The sequence below is a fragment of the Streptomyces sp. NPDC043952 genome (assembly GCF_056435325.1).
The window spans coordinates 8,092-28,266 of sequence record NZ_JBWKES010000003.1 but is presented as its reverse complement, the minus strand read 5'-3'; the positions used below and the strand labels follow the sequence as shown (position 1 = coordinate 28,266).

18 protein-coding genes and 1 riboswitch are annotated in these 20,175 nt (G+C 73.7%); of the genes, 10 read left to right on the top strand and 8 right to left on the bottom strand.

Features of this window, described 5'->3' with window-relative positions:
• Window positions 1–11: 11 nt before the first annotated feature.
• Together AC069R_RS03930 and AC069R_RS03925 are read right to left on the bottom strand one after the other, a co-directional pair.
• Window positions 12–641, bottom strand: coding sequence for an MBL fold metallo-hydrolase (locus tag AC069R_RS03930; RefSeq protein ID WP_478764286.1), 630 nt, complete (start codon window positions 639–641; stop codon window positions 12–14).
• On the bottom strand, window positions 641–1,729 hold the full coding sequence (locus tag AC069R_RS03925; protein ID WP_478764284.1) for an S-(hydroxymethyl)mycothiol dehydrogenase: 1,089 nt from the start codon (window positions 1,727–1,729) through the stop codon (window positions 641–643). The genes AC069R_RS03930 and AC069R_RS03925 overlap by 1 nt, the downstream gene beginning before the upstream one ends.
• Before the next feature lie 312 nt (window positions 1,730–2,041).
• On the opposite strand from AC069R_RS03925, the gene AC069R_RS03920 reads away from it, so the two are divergent.
• Window positions 2,042–2,818, top strand: coding sequence for an acyltransferase domain-containing protein (locus tag AC069R_RS03920; RefSeq protein ID WP_478764282.1), 777 nt, complete (start codon window positions 2,042–2,044; stop codon window positions 2,816–2,818).
• Between the two features lie 87 nt (window positions 2,819–2,905).
• Here the strand turns inward: AC069R_RS03920 and AC069R_RS03915 are convergent, their stop codons facing one another.
• On the bottom strand, window positions 2,906–3,208 hold the full coding sequence (locus AC069R_RS03915; RefSeq protein WP_397982498.1) for a hypothetical protein: 303 nt from the start codon (window positions 3,206–3,208) through the stop codon (window positions 2,906–2,908).
• Between the two features lie 171 nt (window positions 3,209–3,379).
• Here AC069R_RS03915 and AC069R_RS03910 point away from each other — a divergent pair, with 171 nt between their 5' ends.
• Window positions 3,380–3,745, top strand: a complete 366-nt coding sequence (locus AC069R_RS03910; protein WP_397982499.1) for a nuclear transport factor 2 family protein — start codon at window positions 3,380–3,382, stop codon at window positions 3,743–3,745.
• Between the two features lie 282 nt (window positions 3,746–4,027).
• A riboswitch (ZMP/ZTP riboswitch) is annotated at window positions 4,028–4,108 on the top strand.
• Window positions 4,109–4,134: 26 nt separating this feature from the next.
• Complete coding sequence (locus tag AC069R_RS03905; RefSeq protein ID WP_478764280.1) at window positions 4,135–4,995, top strand: bifunctional 5,10-methylenetetrahydrofolate dehydrogenase/5,10-methenyltetrahydrofolate cyclohydrolase; 861 nt, start codon at window positions 4,135–4,137, stop codon at window positions 4,993–4,995.
• A gap of 587 nt (window positions 4,996–5,582) precedes the next feature.
• Here the strand turns inward: AC069R_RS03905 and AC069R_RS03900 are convergent.
• Window positions 5,583–6,608, bottom strand: a complete 1,026-nt coding sequence (locus AC069R_RS03900) for an alcohol dehydrogenase catalytic domain-containing protein (protein ID WP_478764278.1) — start codon at window positions 6,606–6,608, stop codon at window positions 5,583–5,585.
• 293 nt (window positions 6,609–6,901) lie between these two features.
• Here AC069R_RS03900 and AC069R_RS03895 point away from each other — a divergent pair, with 293 nt between their 5' ends.
• From AC069R_RS03895 to AC069R_RS03875, 5 genes are read left to right on the top strand one after another with little or no spacing between them, the layout of a single operon-like run.
• The gene (locus AC069R_RS03895; protein ID WP_478764277.1) at window positions 6,902–7,426 is read left to right on the top strand and encodes a (2Fe-2S)-binding protein; all 525 of its coding nucleotides are present in this window, start codon (window positions 6,902–6,904) and stop codon (window positions 7,424–7,426) included.
• Window positions 7,423–9,804: a xanthine dehydrogenase family protein molybdopterin-binding subunit gene (locus AC069R_RS03890; RefSeq protein ID WP_478764275.1), complete on the top strand. Its 2,382-nt coding sequence runs from the start codon at window positions 7,423–7,425 to the stop codon at window positions 9,802–9,804. Before AC069R_RS03895 ends, AC069R_RS03890 begins: the two co-directional genes overlap by 4 nt.
• Window positions 9,801–10,655: an FAD binding domain-containing protein gene (locus AC069R_RS03885; RefSeq protein WP_478764273.1), complete on the top strand. Its 855-nt coding sequence runs from the start codon at window positions 9,801–9,803 to the stop codon at window positions 10,653–10,655. Before AC069R_RS03890 ends, AC069R_RS03885 begins: the two co-directional genes overlap by 4 nt.
• Window positions 10,656–10,670: 15 nt before the next feature.
• Window positions 10,671–11,546 carry an AAA family ATPase gene (locus AC069R_RS03880; protein ID WP_478764271.1) on the top strand — a complete coding sequence of 292 codons (876 nt, stop codon included), beginning with the start codon at window positions 10,671–10,673 and terminating at the stop codon, window positions 11,544–11,546.
• 5 nt (window positions 11,547–11,551) lie between these two features.
• A complete protein-coding gene (locus AC069R_RS03875) occupies window positions 11,552–12,763 on the top strand; it encodes a vWA domain-containing protein (RefSeq protein ID WP_478764739.1) in 1,212 nt (403 codons plus the stop codon).
• Window positions 12,764–12,977: 214 nt separating this feature from the next.
• On the opposite strand, the gene AC069R_RS03870 is transcribed toward AC069R_RS03875, so the two are convergent.
• From AC069R_RS03870 to AC069R_RS03855, 4 genes are read right to left on the bottom strand one after another with little or no spacing between them, the layout of a single operon-like run.
• Window positions 12,978–13,478: a metallophosphoesterase family protein gene (locus AC069R_RS03870; protein ID WP_478764269.1), complete on the bottom strand. Its 501-nt coding sequence runs from the start codon at window positions 13,476–13,478 to the stop codon at window positions 12,978–12,980.
• Between the two features lie 9 nt (window positions 13,479–13,487).
• A complete protein-coding gene (locus tag AC069R_RS03865) occupies window positions 13,488–14,498 on the bottom strand; it encodes an SDR family oxidoreductase (protein ID WP_478764267.1) in 1,011 nt (336 codons plus the stop codon).
• A gap of 31 nt (window positions 14,499–14,529) precedes the next feature.
• Window positions 14,530–15,639: an enolase C-terminal domain-like protein gene (locus tag AC069R_RS03860; protein ID WP_478764266.1), complete on the bottom strand. Its 1,110-nt coding sequence runs from the start codon at window positions 15,637–15,639 to the stop codon at window positions 14,530–14,532.
• Between the two features lie 9 nt (window positions 15,640–15,648).
• Window positions 15,649–18,726, bottom strand: a complete 3,078-nt coding sequence (locus tag AC069R_RS03855; protein WP_478764264.1) for an FAD-binding and (Fe-S)-binding domain-containing protein — start codon at window positions 18,724–18,726, stop codon at window positions 15,649–15,651.
• A 188-nt stretch (window positions 18,727–18,914) separates the two neighbouring features.
• Between AC069R_RS03855 and AC069R_RS03850 the strand changes: the two genes are divergently transcribed.
• Window positions 18,915–19,352: a MarR family winged helix-turn-helix transcriptional regulator gene (locus AC069R_RS03850; RefSeq protein WP_478764262.1), complete on the top strand. Its 438-nt coding sequence runs from the start codon at window positions 18,915–18,917 to the stop codon at window positions 19,350–19,352.
• A 115-nt stretch (window positions 19,353–19,467) separates the two neighbouring features.
• Window positions 19,468–20,052: an isochorismatase family protein gene (locus AC069R_RS03845; protein WP_478764260.1), complete on the top strand. Its 585-nt coding sequence runs from the start codon at window positions 19,468–19,470 to the stop codon at window positions 20,050–20,052.
• Window positions 20,053–20,175: the final 123 nt, after the last annotated feature.

Sequence of the window (20,175 nt, the reverse complement as noted above, 5' to 3'; positions counted from 1 at the left end):
CACAAGGCGGTTCAGTGCCCGCGTTTAATCCATTCCTCCAGGTGGGGGGCCTCGGCGCCGATGGTGGTGGAGTCGCCGTGGCCGGTGAGGACCCTGGTCTCGGGCGGGAGGGTGAGCAGTTTGCCGCGGATGGAGTCGATGATCGTCGGGAAGTGGGAGAAGGAGCGTCCGGTGGCGCCGGGGCCGCCCTGGAAGAGGGTGTCGCCGGTGAAGACGGCGCCCAGCGCGGGGTCGTAGAGGCAGACCGCGCCGGGCGCGTGGCCGGGGGTGTGCAGCACGCTGAGGTCGGCGCCGGCCGCCTCGATGACCTGGTCGTCCACGAGGAGCCGGTCGGGTTCGCGGTCGGGGTGGGTCATCCGCCACAGCGGCAGGTCGTCGGGGTGCAGCCAGATGACCGCGCCGGTGCGGTCGGCGAGGGCGGGCGCCGCGTCGATGTGGTCGTTGTGGGCGTGGGTGCACACGATGGCGGTGAGCCGGCGGTCGCCCACGGCGCGGGCGATGGCGTCGGCGTCATGGGCGGCGTCGATGACGATCGCCTCGTGGTCGTCGCCGACGATCCAGACGTTGTTGTCGACGTCCCAGGTGCCGCCGTCGAGGCTGAACTGCCCGGAGGTGACGAGGTGTTCGATGCGGGCGGTCATCAGAGCACCACCACCGAGCGCAGCACGTCGCCCTGGTGCATCCGCTCGAACGCCTTCTCCACCTCGTCCAGTCGGATGGTCTCGGTGACGAACGCGTCGAGCGGCAGCCTGCCTTGCAGGTGCAGGTCGATGAGCATGGGGAAGTCACGGGAGGGCAGGCAGTCGCCGTACCAGCTGGACTTGAGGGCGCCGCCGCGGCCGAAGACGTCCAGCAGGGGCAGTTCGAGCTTCATCTCGGGGGTGGGGACGCCGACGAGGACGACGGTGCCGGCCAGGTCACGGGCGTAGAAGGCCTGCTGGTACGTCTCCGGGCGGCCGACCGCCTCGATGACGACGTCGGCGCCGAAGCCGCCGGTCAGCTCGCGGACGGCCTCGACGGGGTCCTGCCGCGTGGAGTTGACGGTGTGGGTGGCGCCCAGGGTGCGGGCCTTCTCCAGTTTGCGGTCGTCGATGTCCACGGCGATGATCTTCGCCGCGCCGGCCAGGTCGGCGCCGGCGATGGCCGCGTCGCCGACGCCGCCGCAGCCGATGACGGCGACCGAGTCGCCCCGGCCGACGTTGCCGGTGTTGATGGCGGCGCCGATGCCGGCCATCACGCCGCAGCCGAGGAGGCCCGCGACGGCCGGGGAGACGGACGGGTCGACCTTGGTGCACTGGCCGGCGGCGACCAGGGTCTTCTCGGCGAAGGCGCCGATACCGAGGGCCGGGGAGAGTTCGTGGCCGGTGGCGGCGAGGGTCATCTTCTGCTCGGCGTTGTGCGTGTCGAAGCAGTACCAGGGGCGGCCGCGCCGACAGGCCCGGCAGTTGCCGCAGACGGCACGCCAGTTGAGGATGACGAAGTCGCCGGGCGCGACCTCGGTGACACCGTCGCCGACCGACTCCACCACACCGGCGGCCTCATGGCCGAGCAGGAAGGGGTAGTCGTCGGAGATGCCGCCCTGCTTGTAGTGCAGATCGGTGTGGCAGACACCGCAGGCCTGGACGCGTACCACGGCCTCGCCCGGACCGGGATCGGGCACCACGATCGTCTCGACTCGTACGGGCTCGTTCTTGCCCGGTGCGATCACGCCGCGTACTTCCTGCGCCATGGTCTGTTTCCTTCCATCGAGTGCTTACGGTGCAGACCCTACGCGCGCCCGATGGGCGGCGGAGCGGGCCACGGCGGGGAACGTGGATCTTTCCCCCGGCGGGCAGCGGCGGCAGCGCGAGGACGACGACGGGGCTCCGGCCGGGCCCGCCCACGGCACCTCCTGCGCGTCCGTCTCCCTCCCGGCCCGAGGGGCGCTTATGAATTGCGCAAGAATCGCACCGGATGACGACGTTCGCTGATGGCAATTCCTTTGCGCGGTGCGGGAACCCGGCTGGTCCGGGTGCTTACCCGGCCGTGTCTTCATGGAGGCATGCTCGCTGATGGCCGTAAGGGACGTACCGCATTCCTGTTCTCGGCCGGTGCCTCGCCGCGCCGTGGAACGGAACGTGAACTCGCGGCGGCTTTCCCGCTGTTCGCCGAGTCGCTGGACGAGCTGTGCGCGCGTCTGGACCCGTATCTCGAACTGCCGTTGAAATGCGTGATGTCCGCGGACCCCGGCACCCGGACCGCGGCGCTGCTGGGCCGGGTGGCGTACGCCGGGCCGGCGCTTTTCGCGCTCCAGGTGGCGCAGTACCGGCTGCTGCTCGGCTGGGGTGCTCGGCCCGATGTGCTGTTCGGGCTCGGAGCCGGGCGGATGGCCGCCGCGTACGCCGCCGGGGTCTTCTCGCTCGCGGACGCCTGCCACGCGGTCGGCACGCTGGCCCGGCTGCTGGACGGCGCCCCGGACGAGGCGGCGCCGCGGGCGCTGCGCGCCGCCTACGGCCGTACGCTCGCCACGCTCCACCCGAGCCCGCCGCGGCTGCCCCTCGTCTCCGATGTCACCGGCCGCCCGGTCGGCGCCGAGACCGCCGAGCCGGGGTTCTGGCTGCCGGGCCCGGTGACCCGGCGGTTCACGGACGTGGTCGCCGGGCTGCACCGGGACAGGGTGCGTACCTGGCTGGAGCTGGGCCCGGCGGACGCCCTGGTCCGGGCGCTCGCTGCCGGCCTGCCGCCCGGCACCGCCCCCGGCGCGGCGTATGCCGTGGCGCGGGACTGGGCGGTGCTGGACACGGGCAGCGGGCCGCGACTGCGCGGCGCCCCGGCGTGAGGCGTCGGTACCGGGGGTGACGCCTCGGCGCGGGGCCTGACCCCGGCCGCCGGCACCACGGGTCGGCCGCCGGCGTCGCGGGTCGGCTCAGCCGACGGCCGGCACCAGGCCCGTCACCGGCGCCACGATGTCGGTGACCTGGTGCAGCTCGCTGAGCTGTTCCAGCCGGCTGATCTGGTTGAGGGCCTTGAGCTGCTCGGAGGTCGAGGGCAGCTGCGCCCGCTGCTCGGCGGGGATGTTGCCGGTGGTGAGCGTGTCGAGCACGGTCATGGGGTTGATCTGCCCGGTGTGGGTGGCGCTCGCGTCGGCCGCGTTGGCGAGGGGTGCGGCCAGGCCCGTGACCCCCGCGGCGAGACCGAGGGCGGCGACGATACGGCGTGTTGAGATCATGCCCTCAGCAACGGCCGGGGCGCCCGGCCGGACACGGGTGGCGGCCCGCGCTCACTCGTGAGGCGGAGCCCGTCCCGTGCGCTTGCCGGGGCCGCCGGGCCGGGGGACGCTCGAAGACGGGGCCGTACGGTCCGTCGCGCGCCGGGCCGCGAGCGCCTGAAGGAGGTCACCATGGGCACCGCGACAGGCTCCGCCTTCGACATCGAGACACTGCGCCGGGGCATCGAGGGGAACACCGGGAACACGCTGCTGTCCCTGTACGCGGACGACGCGGAGATCCGCATCGTCGACCGCGACAGCCAGCCCAGCCACCCGAAGATCGTGCACGGCCGCGGCGAGATCGCCGAGATGCTCGACGACATCTACCGCCGCGACATGATCCACAAGCTGGACCGGTGTGTGGTGCAGGGCGACCACGCCGCGTTCACCGAGTCCTGCCAGTACGGGGACGGCACCCGCGTCCTCGCCGAGTCGATGATCACCTTGCGGGACGGGAAGATCGCCGAGCAGATCCTGATCCAGGCATGGGACGAGTAGCCAGGAGGTTCGCGCGGGTCCAGGTCAGCTCCCGGCTGACCTGGACTTTCTCGGCCCGCGCGGGGGTGGGCCGAGCGCGGCCCCGGCGCCGCGGGCCGGTCTCGGCGGTGGGTGTCCCGGTGACGACGGCGGTGGTGCGGTCGGTGCTGAGGGTGGTGCGGGGGCGTCCGCGGGTCGCGGTGCCGCGGGCGCGGCGGGTCCGGCTGGTGCGGCACGGACGGACGCGCTGAGCCACCCCGGTCCAGCTGAGCCGACCCGGTCGTACGCTCCTCGGTTACGCTGTACGCGGGCCGTGACTGGCGCTGAGGTGGAGTACCACCGGGGAGCGGTCCGTCGTGGTTGCCGCGCGCCTGGGCGAGTCGAATCGATCCAGCTCAGGAGTGTGCCGCATGACTCAGGCCCGTCTCATGGACGGAACCGCCCTCGCCCGTCGCATCGTCGGGGACACCGCGCGCAGGGCGGCGGAACTCACCGCGCGGACCGGTGTGACGCCGTGTCTCGCGACCGTGCTGGTCGGCGAGGACCCGGCGTCCGTGACGTACGTGCGGATGAAGCAGAACCGCTGCCGCAAGGCCGGCATCACCTCCCGGCACGTGGCCCTGCCCGCGCGCACGAGCACCGCCGAACTGGTGGGCACGCTGCGGGAGTTGTCGGCCGATCCGGCGGTGCACGGAATCCTGCTCCAGCACCCGGTGGGCGACCACATCGACGAGCGGGCGGCGTTCGAGGCGATCGCGCCCGAGAAGGACGTCGACGGGGTCACCTTCGCCTCCTTCGCCACGATGAGCTTCGGCCTGCCGGGCTTCGTGTCCTGCACGCCGGGCGGCATCCTGCGGCTGCTGGACGAGTACGGCGTCGATCCGGCCGGCAAGCGGGCCGTGGTGGTGGGCCGCAGCGCGATCCTCGGCAAGCCGGTGGGCATGCTGCTGCTGGCCAGGGACGCGACGGTGACGTACTGCCACTCGCGCACCCGTGATCTGTCGGCGGCGGTCCGCGAGGCCGACATCGTCGTCGCCGCGGTCGGCCGGCCCCGGCTGCTGCGGGGCCAGGACATCAAGCCCGGCGCGGTCGTGATCGACGCGGGCTACAACGCCGGGAACGTCGGCGACGTCGACTTCGACTCGGCCGTCGAACGGGCCTCCCTGATCACCCCGGTGCCGGGCGGCGTCGGCCCGATGACGATCGCCACGCTGCTGGAACAGACGGTGACGGCGGCGGAGACGGCCGCGGCGGGACGCGCGGCGGCCTGACGGAAGGGGACGGGACGGTCACACCCGGCCGCGTGACCGCGAGGCACGGCCGCGCCGGTCGTACGCGGTTCGCGGGTACGGGAGCTGACCGCCCGGTCGATGCGGTCGCGCCCCGTAAGGGGCTTGACCGCGCGGCCGTAAGCGGGTGCCCTGTACGGTGCCTGGCCGCCCGATCGTACGCGGTCGCCCCGCACGATGCCTGACCGCCCGATCGCACACGGTCGCCCCGCACGATGCCTGACCGCCCGCTCGCACACGGTCGCCCCGCACGATGCCTGACCGCCCGCTCGCACACGGTCGCCCCGCACGATGCCTGACCGCCCGATCGCACACGGTCGCCCCGCACGGTGCATGACCGCCCGCTCGCACACGGTCGCCCCGCACGGTGCATGACCGCCCGCTCGCACACGGTCGCCCCGTACGGGACTTCACCGCCCGATCGCCTCGGCTCCGCGGTCCGGGGCTCGGCCCTACTGGTCGCACTCGGCTCTGCCTGGCGGGAGTTGGCCGTACCGCCTGCGCGCGGCGGGAGCCGGCCGCACCCGCGCCCTACCCCGCGCTCCCGCCCCGACTCCCGACTCCCCCGCTCACCCCTCCGCCAGCACCATCCTGAACCTCGCGTTCCCGGCCATCATCTTCCGGTACGCCGCGTCCGCCTCCGTCAGCGGGACCTTCTCCGTCATCGGGCGGATGCCGTGCAGGACGCTGAAGGCCATGGTGTCCTCGACGTCCCGCGAGGTCCCGGAGGGGTGGCCGCGGACCACGCGGGCGGCCATCAGGAGCTGGTTCGGGTTGATGCCGAGGGGGGCGATGTCCGCGCCGATGACGACCAGTTCGCCCCGGTGGCCCAGGCCGTCCACCGTGGCGGCGATGGCCTCGGAGTTGCCGGCGGTGGCGAGGACGACCTTGGCGCCGCCGAGGGACTGGAGCGCCTCGGCGACCGGCGTCGCGGCGGTGCTGTCGATGTAGTGGTGGGCGCCGAGCTGCTTGGCGAAGTCGGCCTTCTGGGGGCCGCGGGCGATCGCGACCGTCTCGAAGCCCATCGCGGCCGCGTACTGCACGCCGAGGTGCCCGAGCCCGCCCAGGCCGAGCACCGCGACCAGGTCGCCGGGCCGCCCCGCGCTGCGCCGCAGCCCGTTGAAGGTGGTGACGCCCGCGCAGGCCATCGGCCCCGCGTCGCTCGCGGCCAGCGCTTCCGGGATCCGGGCCAGGGCGTCGACGGGCGCGACCACCTGCTCGCCGAAGCCGCCGTCGTAGGCCCAGCCCGGCACCTTCAGGCGCTCGCACACGATGAAGTCGCCCTCGCGGCAGGCCCGGCAGTAGCCGCAGCTCCCGCCGAACCAGCCCACGGCCACCCGGTCGCCGACCTGCCAGCCCCGGCCGGCCGCCCCTTCTCCCAACTCCGCGATGCGCCCGGCGATCTCGTGTCCGGGCACCTCGGGGAAGGTGATGCCGGGCACCGCGGCACTGACGAAGAGCGCGTCGCTGTGGCAGACGCCGCACGCCTCGACGGCGATCCGCACATGTCCGGGGCCGGGACTCGGCATCTCCCGCTCGGCCAGCTCGAACGTGCCGTTCGCGGCGGTCACTTGGGCGACTCGATAGCTACTCATGGATCTCTCCGCGGAAGGGTCTCGCGAGCGACGGGCAGGGGTACGGCGGCCCGCCCCTTTCCCAGCAGACCAGTTCCCGCCGGATCCCGCGCGCCGAAGGGGCGTGACTCGGGGCGACGACTTATCACGCTCCGTGCATATCGGAGCACTCCTCCCCAAGCGATGGGTTAACCCTCAACAAATTCGGGCCGTAGCTGCCGCAGCGCTCGCCGGGCCCGCACCCCGGTCATAGAGTGACCTACATCACGCCGGACCGGCTGATAGTCGTCTTGCCCGCACGGTCTGGAGGGCGCATGACCCACATCAAGGTGACCGTGGACGGCACGGTCTACGAGGACGACGTGGAGCCCCGGCTGCTCCTCGCCCACTATCTGCGCGACCGCCTCGGTCTGACCGGCACCCCGATCGGCTGCGACACCTCCAGCTGCGGGGCGTGCACGGTCGACCTGGACGGCGCGTCCGTCAAAAGCTGCTCGGTGCTGGCCGTCCAGGCGGACGGCTCCGCGGTGACGACCGTGCAGGGCCTGGCGAGGGACGGCGAGTGGACGGCGCTCCAGCGCGCGTTCCACGAGCAGCACGGCCTCCAGTGCGGCTACTGCACCCCCGGCATGATCATGGCGGCGCGGGACCTCCTGCGGGAGAACCCGCACCCCACCTCCGGGGAGGTGCGCGACGCTCTGGAGGGCAATCTCTGCCGCTGCACCGGTTACCAGAACATCGTCCGCGCGGTGCTCGCCGCCGCCGGACAGCAGGACGGCTCCGGGGCGCGGGCCGAGGCCCCGTCCGGAGCGCAGGTCGGCGAGGAGGTCGGGGCATGACCGATCAGGCCGTGGCGGGCGAGGCCGGCGCGGGGCGGGAGGTCGGCCGGTCCCGGCTGCGCAAGGAGGACGCCCGGCTGCTCACCGGCCAGACCACCTGGACCGACAACATCCAGGTCGCCGGGCTGCTGCACCTGGCCATCCTGCGCAGCCCGATGGCGCATGCCCGCATCACCCGCGTCGATGTCGCGCCGGCGCTCGAACGCCCCGGTGTGCTCGCCGCGTTCAGCGGCGCGGACCTCGCCGAAGGGCTCGGCTCGCTGCCCTGCGCGTGGCCGGTGACCGAGGACATCGTGCTGCCCGACCATCCGCCGATCGCGGTGGAGGAGGTCCGCTACGCGGGCGACCCGGTGGCGGTCGTCGTGGCGCGCGACCGGTACGCGGCGGCCGACGCGCTGGAGGCCGTCGAGGTCGACTACGAGCCGCTGCCCCCGGTCCTCGACCTGGAGGCGGCGCTCGCCGAGGGCGCTCCGCTGGTCCATGCCGACAAGGGCACCAACCGCTGCTACACCTGGCCGCTGGCCGCCGGGGAGAGCTTCGAGGCGGTGCGCGGGCGCGCCGAGGTGACGGTGAAGCGGCGCTACCACCAGCAGCGGCTCATCCCCAACGCGATGGAGCCGCGCGCGGTCGTGGTCACCCCGCTGGCCGCCTCCGGCGAGTACACCGTGTACTCGGCCACCCAGATCCCGCACATCCTGCGGATCATGCTGGCGACGGTCACCGGCATCCCGGAGCACAAGCTGCGGGTGATCGCCCCGGACGTCGGCGGCGGCTTCGGCTCCAAACTCCAGGTGTACGGCGAGGAGGCCCTGGCCCTCGCGGTCGCGCGCAGGCTGGGGCGGCCGGTGAAGTGGACCGAATCCCGCTCCGAGGGCTATCTCGCCACCCACCACGGGCGCGGCATGATCCAGGACATCGAGGTCGCGGCCACCCGCGAGGGCCGGCTGCTCGGCCTGAAGGTGGACCTGATCGCGGACATGGGCGCCTATCTGATGCTGGTCACACCGGGCATCCCGATCCTGGGCGCGTTCATGTACCCGGCGATCTACAAGATGGACTCCTACGAGTTCACCTGCACCGGTGTCTTCACGACGCGGACGCCCACCGACGCCTACCGGGGCGCCGGCCGTCCGGAGGCGACGTTCGCGATCGAGCGGATCATGGACGAGCTGGCCGCCGAACTGGGCCTGGACCCGGTGGAGTTGCGGCGCCGCAACTGGATCCGGCACGAGGAGTTCCCGTACACCACGATCGCCGGGCTGACGTACGACAGCGGTGACTACGAGGCGGCCACCGCGAAGGCGCTCGACCTGTTCGGCTACGAAGCGCTCCGCGCCGAGCAGCGTGAGCGCGCCGAGCGCGGCGATCCGGTGCGCCTGGGCATCGGCATATCGACGTTCACGGAGATGTGCGGCCTGGCGCCGAGCCGGGTGCTGCGCGACCTGAGGTACGGCGCGGGCGGCTGGGAGGCGGCGGGCATCCGGATGCTGCCCACCGGCAAGGTCGAGGTGGTCACCGGGACCAGCCCGCACGGGCAGGGACACGAGACCTGCTGGAGCCAGATCGCGGCGGACGTGCTCGGCGTGCCGTTCGAGGACGTCGAGGTGCTGCACGGCGACACCAAGTCCTCCCCGCAGGGCATGGACACCTACGGTTCGCGGTCACTGGCCGTGGGCGGCGAGGCCGTGCACCGGGCGGCGACCACGGTGGTCGGCAAGGCGCGCAGGGTGGCCGCGCATCTGCTGGAGGCGAGCGAGCGGGACCTGGAGTTCCGGGAGGGCGTCTTCTCCGTGAAGGGCTCCCCGGAGGCGCGCAAGTCCATCCAGGAGATCGCCTTCGAGGCGTTCACCAACCACGATCTGCCCGACGGGGTGGAACCCTCCATCAACGCCGAGCACGTGGTCGACCCGGAGAACTTCTCCTTCCCGCACGGCACGCATCTGTGCGCGGTCGAGGTCGACACGGAGACCGGGCGGACGCGGATCAGGTCGTACGTCTGTGTGGACGACGTCGGCCAGGTGGTCAATCCGATGATCGTGGAGGGTCAGGTGCACGGCGGGCTGGCGCAGGGCATCGCGCAGGCGCTGTACGAGGAGGCCGTCTACGACGACGAGGGCAACCTGGTCTCCGGCAGCATGGCCGACTATCTCGTGCCCTCGGCCCCCGATCTGCCGGAGTTCGTGACCGACCGGACCGAGACCCCCGCGGCGTCCAACGCGCTCGGGGTGAAGGGGGTCGGCGAGGCCGGGACGATCGCGTCGACGCCCGCCGTGGTCAACGCCGTCGTGGACGCGCTGCGGCCGCTGGGCGTCCACGACGTACGGATGCCCTGCACCCCGGAGCGGGTGTGGCGCGCGGTGAAGGAGGCGACGGCATGATTCCCCCGGCGTTCGAGTACGCCCGCCCGGAGACCGTCGAGGAGGCGGTACGGCTGCTCGGTGAGGCGGGCGACGAGGCGAAGGTGCTGGCCGGCGGGCAGAGCCTGCTGCCGCTGCTGCGGCTGCGCCTCGCCTTCCCGGAGCTCGTGGTGGACGTGGGCCGGATCCCCGGTCTCGCGGGGGTGCGCGAGGACGGCGACACCCTGGTGATCGGCGCGCTCACCACCCACCACGACGTGATCCGCGATCCGCTGGTGCGCCGCCACGCGGGCCTGCTGGCGGCCGCCACGGCGACCGTCGCCGATCCGGCGGTACGGCACCGGGGCACGCTCGGCGGCTCGCTGGCGCACGCCGACCCGGCCGGCGATCTGCCCGCGGTCGCGCTGGCACTGGACGCCGAACTGGTCGCGGCGGGCCCGGCCGGCCGACGCGCCATCCCGGCACGGGAGTTCTTCGTCGGCTACCTCCAAACGGCCCTCTCCCCGGACGAGTTGCTGGTCGAGGTGCGGCTGCCGAAGGCGGACGGCTGGGGTTTCCACTACGAGAAGTTCCAGCGGGTGGCGCAGTCCTGGGCGATCGTCGGGATCGCGGCCATGGTGCACCGGGAGGACGGGCACATCGCCGAGGCGCGGGTCGGCCTGACCAACATGGGCGCGACCCCGCTGCGGGCGAGGGCGGCGGAGGCGGCGCTGGCCGGTGCCGACGGGCCGGACGCGGTGGCGCGGGCCGCGCGGTCGGCGGCCGAGGGCACCCAGCCGGGGCAGGACGCCTCGGCCGCGCCCGACTACCGGGCGCAGCTGGCGCAGGTGCTGACCAGGCGGGCGGTGCTGACCGCCGCCGGGATGGGGTGAGCGCCGATCACCGGGATGGACGGCCCGGACCAGGTGCGGGCCCGCCTGGAGGAGACGGGGTACCTCGTCGACGAGGGGCTGGCCGTCACCTGCTACCTGGCGCTGAGACTGCACCGGCCGCTGTTCTGCGAGGGCGACGCGGGCGTCGGCAAGACCGCGCTCGCCGCCGCCCTCGCCGAGGCGCTCGGCGCGCCGCTGATCCGGTTGCAGTGCCATGAGGGCATCGACGCCTCGCAGGCCCTGTACGACTGGGACTTCCCGCGTCAGCTGCTGCATCTGCGCGCGGCGGAGGCGGCCGGGGTCCGGGACGCGGAGCGGCTGGAGGACGAGCTGTACGACCGGCGGTTCCTCGTCGCCCGGCCGCTGCTCCAGGCCCTCCAGACACAGCCGTCGGTGCTGCTGGTGGACGAGATCGACCGGGCCGACGACGAGTTCGAGGCGTTCCTGCTGGAGCTGCTGTCCGAGTACGCGGTGACGATCCCGGAACTGGGCACGCTGCGGGCCGAGGTGCCGCCGGTGGTCGTCCTCACCTCCAACCGGACCCGTGAGGTGCACGACGCGCTGAAGCGGCGGTGCCTGTACCACTGGTTCGACCATCCCGGCTTCGCCCGCGAACTGGCCATCGTGCGGCGCCGGTTGCCGTCGGTGTCGGTGCGGCTCGCCGAGCAGGTGACGGCACTCGTCCAGGCGTTGCGCGGCGCGGACCTGGTGAAACCGCCGGGTGTCGCGGAGACCATCGACTGGGCCGAGGCGCTGGACGCCCTGGGCGCGAACGAGGTCGACGCGGAACTCGCCGTCTCCACGCTGGGTTCGGTCCTGAAGTACCGGGAGGACACGGACCGGGCGCGAGGGCTCGACCTGGCGGCGGTGCTGGCGGCGCGGGGCGGGTGAGCGGTATGTCCGGCGGCGGGCAGGAGGAGACACCGGAGATTGGGGTCGCGGGCGCCGGGCTCGCCGGGGCGGATGCCGTACTGCTCGGTTTCGTACGGGCGTTGCGCGCGGCGGGGGTCGAGGCGAGCACCGAGCGGGGGTACGCCTTCCTGCGGGCGGTGTCCGTGCTGCGGCCCGGAGTGCGGGCGGATGTGCGCGCGGCGGGGCGGGCGACGCTGTGCGGCTCCCCAAACGATCTGGAGCGGTACGAGCGGGTGTTCGCCGCCTACTTCGGTCCCGCGGAGGCGTCCGCCGCGCCGCCGGCGGTGCGCGCTCCCGCTCCGCCCCGGCCCCGGCTGCGCGCGCGGGACGCGGCGAGCGGTGGCCCTGCCCGCGGCGAACGCGATCCGCTGGGCCCGCCCGCCGCGGTGCTGGCCAGCTCCACGGAGGTGCTGCGGCACCGTGACATCGCCACGCTGGACGCTGCCGAGCGCGCCCAACTCCACCGACTGCTGGCCGCGTTCGCGCTGCGCGGCGAGGCCCGGCGCTCCGCGCGGCGGCGGCCCGCGCGGCGCGGGGCGGTGGATCCCCGCCGTACCGTGCGCGAACTGCTGCGGCGCGGCGGCGAACCGGCCCGGCTGCGCCGGCACGCCCGTGTGGACCGGCCGCGCCGGGTGGTGCTGCTGGTCGACGTGAGCGGTTCGATGACGCCGTACGCGGACGCGCTGCTGCGCTTCGCCCACGCGGCGGCGCGGGGTGGCCGTACGGAGGTCTTCACGATCGGCACGCGCCTGACCCGAGTGACCCGCGAACTGTCCCCGCGGGACCCGGACACGGCGATGGCGGCGGTCGCGGCGGCGGTGCCCGACTGGCGGGGCGGCACCCGGCTGGGCGAGCTACTGCGCGAGTTCCTGAACCGCTGGGGGCAGCGGGGCATGGCGCGCGGCGCGGTCGTCGTGCTGCTCTCCGACGGCTGGGAGCGCGACGATCCCGCGCTGCTGGGCGCCCAGATGCGCCGGCTGCACGCACTGGCCCACCGGGTGATCTGGGCCAACCCCCGCAAGGCGCGGCCGGGTTACGCGCCGACGGCCGCGGGAATGGCGGCGGCACTGCCGAGCGTGGACGCATTCGTGGCGGGAAACAGCCTGGCGGCACTGGAACGGCTCGCGGCGGTGGTGCGCGGGGCGGAGACCGGCGCGGGTCCGGTGCCGGAAGCCGGTGCTGGACCAGTGCCGTAGATCGGTGCGGGTCCGGGTCCGGGGGCGGATGGCGGTGCGGGTCCCGTGCCGTAGGCCGGTCCGGTTCCGGGAGCGGAGGGCGGTGTTGGTCCGGGGGCGGGGCTGGCGCGGGTCCAGTGTCATAGGCAGGTGCGGGCCCGGTTTCCGGTCGCGCACGGTGCCGGGGGCGGGGGCCACGGTGTACGCGGGGTGCGGGTGGTGACCGTGCGCCGCGCTACCGTCGCGGTAGCCGGTGCAGGGTCACCTCGGTGAGCGTCCCGCCCGCCGCCTCGGCCGTCATATAGGTGCAGTACGGCTGGCGGCGGCGGTCGGTCGGCGAGCCGGGATTGAGCAGGCGCAGGCCGCCGGGGGCGGTGGTGTCCCAGGGGATGTGGCTGTGCCCGAACACCAGCACGTCGAGGTCGGGGAAGCGCGCGGCGCAGCGGGCCTCGCGACCCTGCGCGGACCCGGTCTCGTGCACCACCCCGAAGCGCAGGCCGCCCAGTTCGGCGTACGCCACCTCGGGCAGCCGGGCGCGCAGTTCGGGCCCGTCGTTGTTGCCGTACACCCCGATCAGCCGGCGGCTGCGGCGCTCCAGCAGATCGAGGGTGGCGGTGTCCACCCAGTCCCCGGCGTGCACCACCACGTCCGCGCGCGGGAGTTCGTCCAGCAGCTCGTCCGGGAGCCGCTTGGCGCGCTTGGGCAGATGGGTGTCGGAGACGAGCAGGAGACGCACGGCCTCAGCCTAGGCCGCGGAACGGGTCAGGCGGCGGAGGCCCGCGACGGCGGCGAGGGTGGCCGCGCCCGCGCCGAGGGCCGTGCCGGCGGGGTGCCGTACCAGGGCTTCCTGCCAGGAGTGGGCGTGCGCGCTGTCGTCGAACGCGCCGTGGGCGCCCCGGTCGGCGGCGGGGTCGCGGTCGACGGGGGTGAAGAGGTTGTCCTCGCCGGTGGGCGGGATGCGCGTCGTCTGCTGGGAGTCGTAGCCGGTGCGGGCCAGGTAGCGGTCGAGGAGGGCCGGGAAGAGGCGGTTCGCCCAGATGGTGGCGACGGTGGAGGCCCCGATGTAGTACTGCTTGCGGCGGGGGTGGTCGGCCGCGTACACGACGCCGCGGGCGGCGACCTCCGGCTGGTAGATCGGCGGGACCGGCATGGGGTGGCGGTCCAGGCGGGAGCGCACCCAGTCGAACTGCGGGGTGTTCACGGCGGGCATCTGGGCGATGGTGACGCGCACCCGGCTGCCGCGGTGCATGAGTTCGGTGCGCAGCGAGGAGGTGAAGCCGTTGATGGCGTGCTTGGCGCCGCAGTACGCCGATTGCAGCGGGATCGAGCGTTCGCCGAGCGCGGAGCCGACCTGCACGATGGTGCCCCGGTCGCGCGGCAGCATCCGGGCGAGGGCGGCGCGGGTGCCGTTGACGAAGCCCAGATAGGTCACTTCGGTGATGCGCTTGTACTCGTCCGGGGTGATCTCGTCGAAGGGCGCGAACACGGAGGCGAAGGCGCAGTTGATCCAGACGTCGATGGGGCCGAACTCCCGCTCGGCGGCTGCCGCGACGGCCTCCGCCTGGGCCGGGTCGGCCATGTCGGCGGGCTGGACGAGGGGGCGCCCGCCGAGCGCCGCGACCTCGTCGGCGGCCGCCCCGAGGCCGCCCTCGCCGCGTGCGACCAGGACGACATTGGCCCCGCGCCGGCCGTAGCGGCGGGCGGTGGCGCGGCCGATCCCGGCGCTGGCGCCGGTGATCACGACGGTCGTAGGCATGGCGTTCGACTCCCTTTCCTTGTCGGTGGGTTCACTTCACCCGGTACGGTTCCGCGCGCTCCGTCGCGAGGGACAGTCCCAGTCCGGGAGCCCCGTCGGCGCCCGGAGTGATGGTTCCGCCGCTCGGGTCGAGGACGCCGTCGAAGATCAGCCGCTCGATGCGGACGTGGTCGTGGAACCACTCCAGATGGCGCAGGCCCGGCGCCGCCGCGGCGGCGTGGGCGTGGGCGGCCGGCGCGCAGTGGCCGGAGATGTCGATGCCGTGCGCGTGGGCGAGCGCGGCGGCGCGCAGCCAGACGGTGATGCCGCCGCAGCGGGTGACGTCGGCCTGGAGGCAGTCGACGGCCCCGGCGTCGATCAGGTGCGCGAAGTACGGGAGTGTGTAACCGTATTCACCGGCCGTGACGTCCATCGGGAGGCGGTGGCGCAGGTCGGCGAGGGTGGTGAGGTGGTCGGAGGAGACGGGCTCCTCGAACCAGGTGACGCCCGCCGCGGCGAGGGGGCCCGCGAGGCGCCGGGCCTGGCCGCCGGTGTAGGCGCCGTTGGCGTCGACGTACAGCTCCGCCGCGTCGCCGATGGTGGCTCGGGCCCGGTCGACGCGTTCGAGGTCGCGGTCGGTACGGCGGCCCCAGGACTCCCCGATCTTGATCTTCACGCGGGGGATGCCCATCTCCTGCGTCCAGTCGCGGAGTTGGCGGTTCTGCCGCTCGGCGTCGTAGGTGGTGAAGCCGCCGCTGCCGTAGACCGGCACCTCGTCGCGGGCGGCGCCGAGCAGGTGGACGAGGGGCAGGCCGAGGAGGCGGGACTTGAGGTCCCACAGGGCGATGTCCACGGCGGAGATCGCCTGCGCGGCCACGCCGGGCAGTCCGGCGTTGCGCACGGCCCGCAGCATCTCCTCGTTGGCGCGCGGCACATCGAGGGCCGGTCGGCCGGTGACGGTGCCGGCGAGCACCTCGCGCACCAGGCCGGCGGTGGCGGCGGGGGCGTAGGTGTAGCCGAGTCCGGTGGTGGTGCCGCTGCGGGCGGTGACCAGGACGAGGGTGGTGCGGTCCCAGGCGAGGGTGCCGTCCGCCTCGGGTGTGTCGGTGGGCACGGTGTAGACGGCGGTGTCGAGGGCGTCGATGGTCGGCCGGTCGCTCATGCGGGCTCCTCAGGCGCGGCGCCGCAGCAGGCGCCGGGCGAGCGCGGCGCCCGCGGGCAGGGCGGCGGCAGCGGGGAGTGCCGCGGCCGTCGCCCAGCGGGCGGTGCGGGACGGCGGGGACGGGCGGTCGGCCAGGCGTTCGGGTTGCTCGCTCGGCAGGTTGCCGTCGAGGGCGAGCGCCAGGGCCTCGGCGAGGTGCAGCGCGCGCCGGCCGGTGCCGCCCTCCTCGATCTGGGTGCGGCAGCTGAAGCCGTCGGCGAGGACCAGGCTGTCGGGCGCGGCGCCCCGCACCGCGGGCAGCACCCCCTGTTCGGCGACGGCCATCGACACCTCGTGGTGGCCGCGTTCGAAGCCGAAGTTCCCGGCCAGCCCGCAGCAGCCCTCGTCGAGGACGTCGACGTCGAGGTGGGCCCGGCGCATGAGTTCGCGGTCGGCGTCGTCCTTGAGGACGGCGTGCTGGTGGCAGTGGGTCTGTACGACGGCCTGGCGGGCGAGTCCGGGTGGCTGCCAGCCGTCCGGGGCGTGGTGGACGAGCTGTTCGGCGAAGGTGCGGAACTGCCCGGCGAGACGCTGGACGTCCTGGTCGGCGGGGAGCAGTTCGGGGGCGTCGGAGCGGAAGACGGCGGCGCAGGAGGGTTCGAGCCCGATCACCGGGGTGCCGGCCTCCAGATAGGGCGCGAGCACGCCGAGGGTGCGCCGCAACACCCGTTTGGCGGTGTCGAGTTGGCCGGTGGAGATCCAGGTCAGGCCGCAGCACACCGGTTCGGTGGGGACGGCGACCCGGAATCCGGCGTCCTCCAGGACGCGGACGGCCGCGCGTCCGATCGCGGGGTGGAAGTAGGTGGTGAAGGTGTCCGGCCACAGCAGGACCGTGCGCGGGTCGGCCGGGTCCGGCCGCTCCCCCTCACGGGCGCGCCACCACTGCACGAAGGACTCCTCGGCGAACACCGGCGCCGCGCGGGAGCCGTCCACCCCGGCGAGCAGCTTGCCCGCGCGGGCCAGACCGGGCGCGTGCAGCGCGGAGTTGACCAGGGACGGCGCGAGGCGGGACAGCCGGGCCCACAGCGGCAGCCACCCCAGGGCGTAGTGCGCGGCGGGCCGCAGGCGGCCCTCGTAGTGGTGGGAGAGGAATTCCGCCTTGAGGGTGGCCATGTCGACGCCGGTCGGGCAGTCGGACTTGCAGCCCTTGCAGGCGAGGCACAGATCGAGGGCGTCGTGGACGGCGGTGGAGCGCCAGCCGTCCTGGATGGCGGAGTCGGCGTGCCCGTTGAGCATCTCGAACAGCAGCCGGGCCCGTCCGCGCGTGGAGTGCTCCTCCTCCCGAGTGGCCCGGTACGAGGGGCACATGACCCCTCCGGAGTGGCTGCGGCAGTTGCCGATGCCGACGCAGCGCAGCACCGCGCGGGTGAAGGAGTGCTCGTCGTCGGGGAAGCCGAAGCGGGTCTCGGGGGTGTCCGGGCGCCAGTCGGCGCCGAGGCGCAACTGCCCGTCGACGGGCTGCGCTCGCACCACCTTGCCGGGGTTCATCCGGTCGTCCGGGTCGAAGAGGTCCTTCAGCTCGCCGAAGGCGGTGACCAGTCGCTCACCGAACATGCGGGTGAGCAGTTCGCCGCGGGCCTGCCCGTCTCCGTGCTCGCCGGAGAGCGAGCCGCCGTAGGAGGCCACGAGGTCGGCGGCGCGCTCCAGAAAGCGGCGGAAGTCCGCGACGCCCTCGGCGGTCCTGAGGTCGAAGGGGATGCGGGTGTGCACACAGCCCTGCCCGAAGTGGCCGTACAGGGACGGGTGGTCGTAGTCGAACTCCTCGAACAGCTTCTTGAGGTCGCGCAGATAGTCGCCGAGGCGTTCGGGCGGTACGGCGGAGTCCTCCCAGCCCTCCCAGGTCTCGCGGTCGTCCGGCGGGCGCGCGGTGACGCCGAGCCCGGCCTCGCGGGCCTTGAGCATCTTCTGTTCGCGTTCCGGGTCGTCGGAGAAGGCGACGTCGGGGCCGTGCTCGTCGCGGCCGACGGCGGCCAGCAGGGCGTGCGCCTGTTCGTCGACGTCCTCCTGGCTGTGCCCGCTGTACTGGACCATCAGCCAACTGTCGCCCTGGGGAAGGATGTTGAGGGAGTCGAGGTAGGCGCCCTCCTCGCGCATCAGCTGGGCCATGCGCCCGTCCAGGGCCTCCAGCTGGGTGGGCGAGCAGTGCTCCAGGAGGCGGGGGACGTCGTCGGCGGCGGCGCAGATGTCGTCGTAGCCGAGGACGAGCAGCGACTGGTACGGCGGCACGGGCACCAGGTCGAGTTCGGCGCGCAGTACGGTCACGAGGGTGCCCTCGCTGCCGACGAGCGCCTTGGCCACGTCGAAGCCGTTCTCGGGCAGCAGCGAGTCGAGGTTGTAGCCGGAGACGCGGCGCGGGATCTTCGGGTAGCCGCGGCGGATGTCGGCCAGGTAGTCGGTGGCGATGCGGTCGAGGCCGGTGTAGATCTCGGCGAGGCGGCCGCCGCCGGCGATGATCCGGGCCCGTTCGGCGGGCGGGGTGGGGCCGACCCAGGCGCGCGTGCCGTCGTAGGTGAGGATCTCCAGGCGCCGGACGTTGTCGACGGTCTTGCCATAGGCCTGGGCGGAGGCGCCGCAGGAGTTGTTGCCGATCATGCCGCCGAGCGCGCAGTGGCTGTGGGTGGACGGCTTGGGCCCGAACTGGAGCTTGTGGAGGGCAAGTTGGTCGTTGAGTTCGTCGAGGACGATGCCGGGCTCCACCACGCAGGTGCGCCGTTCGGCATCCACGCTGATCAGACTGGTGCAGTACTTGCTCCAGTCGATCACGACGGCGGTGTTGGTGGACTGCCCGGCCAGGCTGGTGCCGCCGCCGCGGGACAGCACGGGGGCTCCGAACCGCGCGCACACCGCGACCGCGCGGGCACCCGCCTCCACCGTATGGGGGACGACGACGCCGAGGGGCACCTGCCGGTAGTTGGAGCCGTCGGTGGCGTAGGCGCCGCGGCTGCCGGCGTCGAAGCGGACCTCGCCGTCCACCTCGGCGCGCAGGGCCGCGGCCAGCGCGGCACGGTCGGTCCGCTCGCCGGTGCGGCTCAAGTCCCCAGTGGTCATCCGTGCTCCTCGCGTCCGCCGGATCGGTTCCTCTCCGGCCGCCTTCCCGGACCGTTCTTCCGCCCGCCTGCCTCGGCGGGGTTTTCGGGCCGCCGTCACGGGCCGCCCGACGAGTACCCGCGAGTTCGTCAGGCAAAGCTGAACAGTTCCGACTGGACAGTTTCTCCTGACGGACCTAGGGTGACGGCATGGAAGACATCTCCGAGGCGGCCGTCCGGGCGGCGCGCGATCTGCGGGTGGCGTTCAGCCGGCTGCGGCGCCGCATCCGCGAGGTCGCCCAGGACGCGGACCTGACTCCGTCGCAGGAGTCGGCGCTGAGCCTGGTCGGCAAGCACGGCGCGGCCACCGCGAGCGCGCTGGCCGCCGCCGAGGGGGTGCGCCCGCAGTCCATGGCCACGACGCTGGCCGCGCTGGAGCAGCGCGGCCTGATCCGCCGCGCCCCCGACCCGGACGACGGCCGCCGCCAGCTGGTCACCCTGACCGACGCCGGCCGGGCCCGCGTCGAGGGCAACAAGCAAATGCGCGAGGAGTGGCTGGCGCGCGCCTTCCAGGACCGGTACAGCGACGAGGAACGGCAGACGATCCTGACGGCCCTGGAGCTGATGCAGCGGCTGTCGCGGCCGTAGCCACAAGGAAGTCCGCGGCCGGCCCGCGCCACCGCGCACGCCCTCTGAACCACCCCGCACGACCGTACGACCCTGTACGACACCTGAGACAACCCCCGAAAGGTCTGGCCGACTCATGTCGCTCACCACGCTCGACCCCCGTACCGCCCTCGTCGTGATCGACCTCCAGCGCGGCATCGTGGGCTCCCCCACCCAGCCGCACCCGGCCGCCGACGTGCTGTCCCGCTCGGTGGAGCTGGCCGAGGCGTTCCGTGCCCGCAACCTGCCCGTCGTCCTGGTCCGGGTGTCCTTCGCCGCCGACTTCTCCGACGTCATGCCCGGCCGCACCGAGCAGCAGGGCGGCGGCGCGGCGTTCCCGGAGGGCTGGGACGTCATCGTCGACGAACTGACCGGCCACGCGGGCGACATCCACGTCACCAAGCACAACTGGAGCGCCCTGTTCGGCACCGACCTGGATGTCCAGCTGCGCCGCCGCGGCGTCACGCAGATCGTGCTGACCGGCATCGCCACCAGCATCGGCGTGGAGTCCACCGCGCGTGACGCCTACGCCATGGGCTACCACGTCACCCTGGCCACCGACGCGATGGCCGACCGCGACGCCGCGACGCACGCGCACAGCGTCGAGAAGATCTTCCCCCGGCTGGGCGAGACCGGCACGACGGCGGAGATCCTGGAGCTGCTGGCGAAGACGCACGGCTGAGGCACACCGAGTGCCGTGACCGGCGAACGCGGCGGGGGGGGGGGGGGGGGGGGGGGGGGGGGGGGGGGGGGGGGGGGGGGGGGGGGGGGGGGGGGGGGGGGGGGGGGGGGGGGGGGGGGGGTA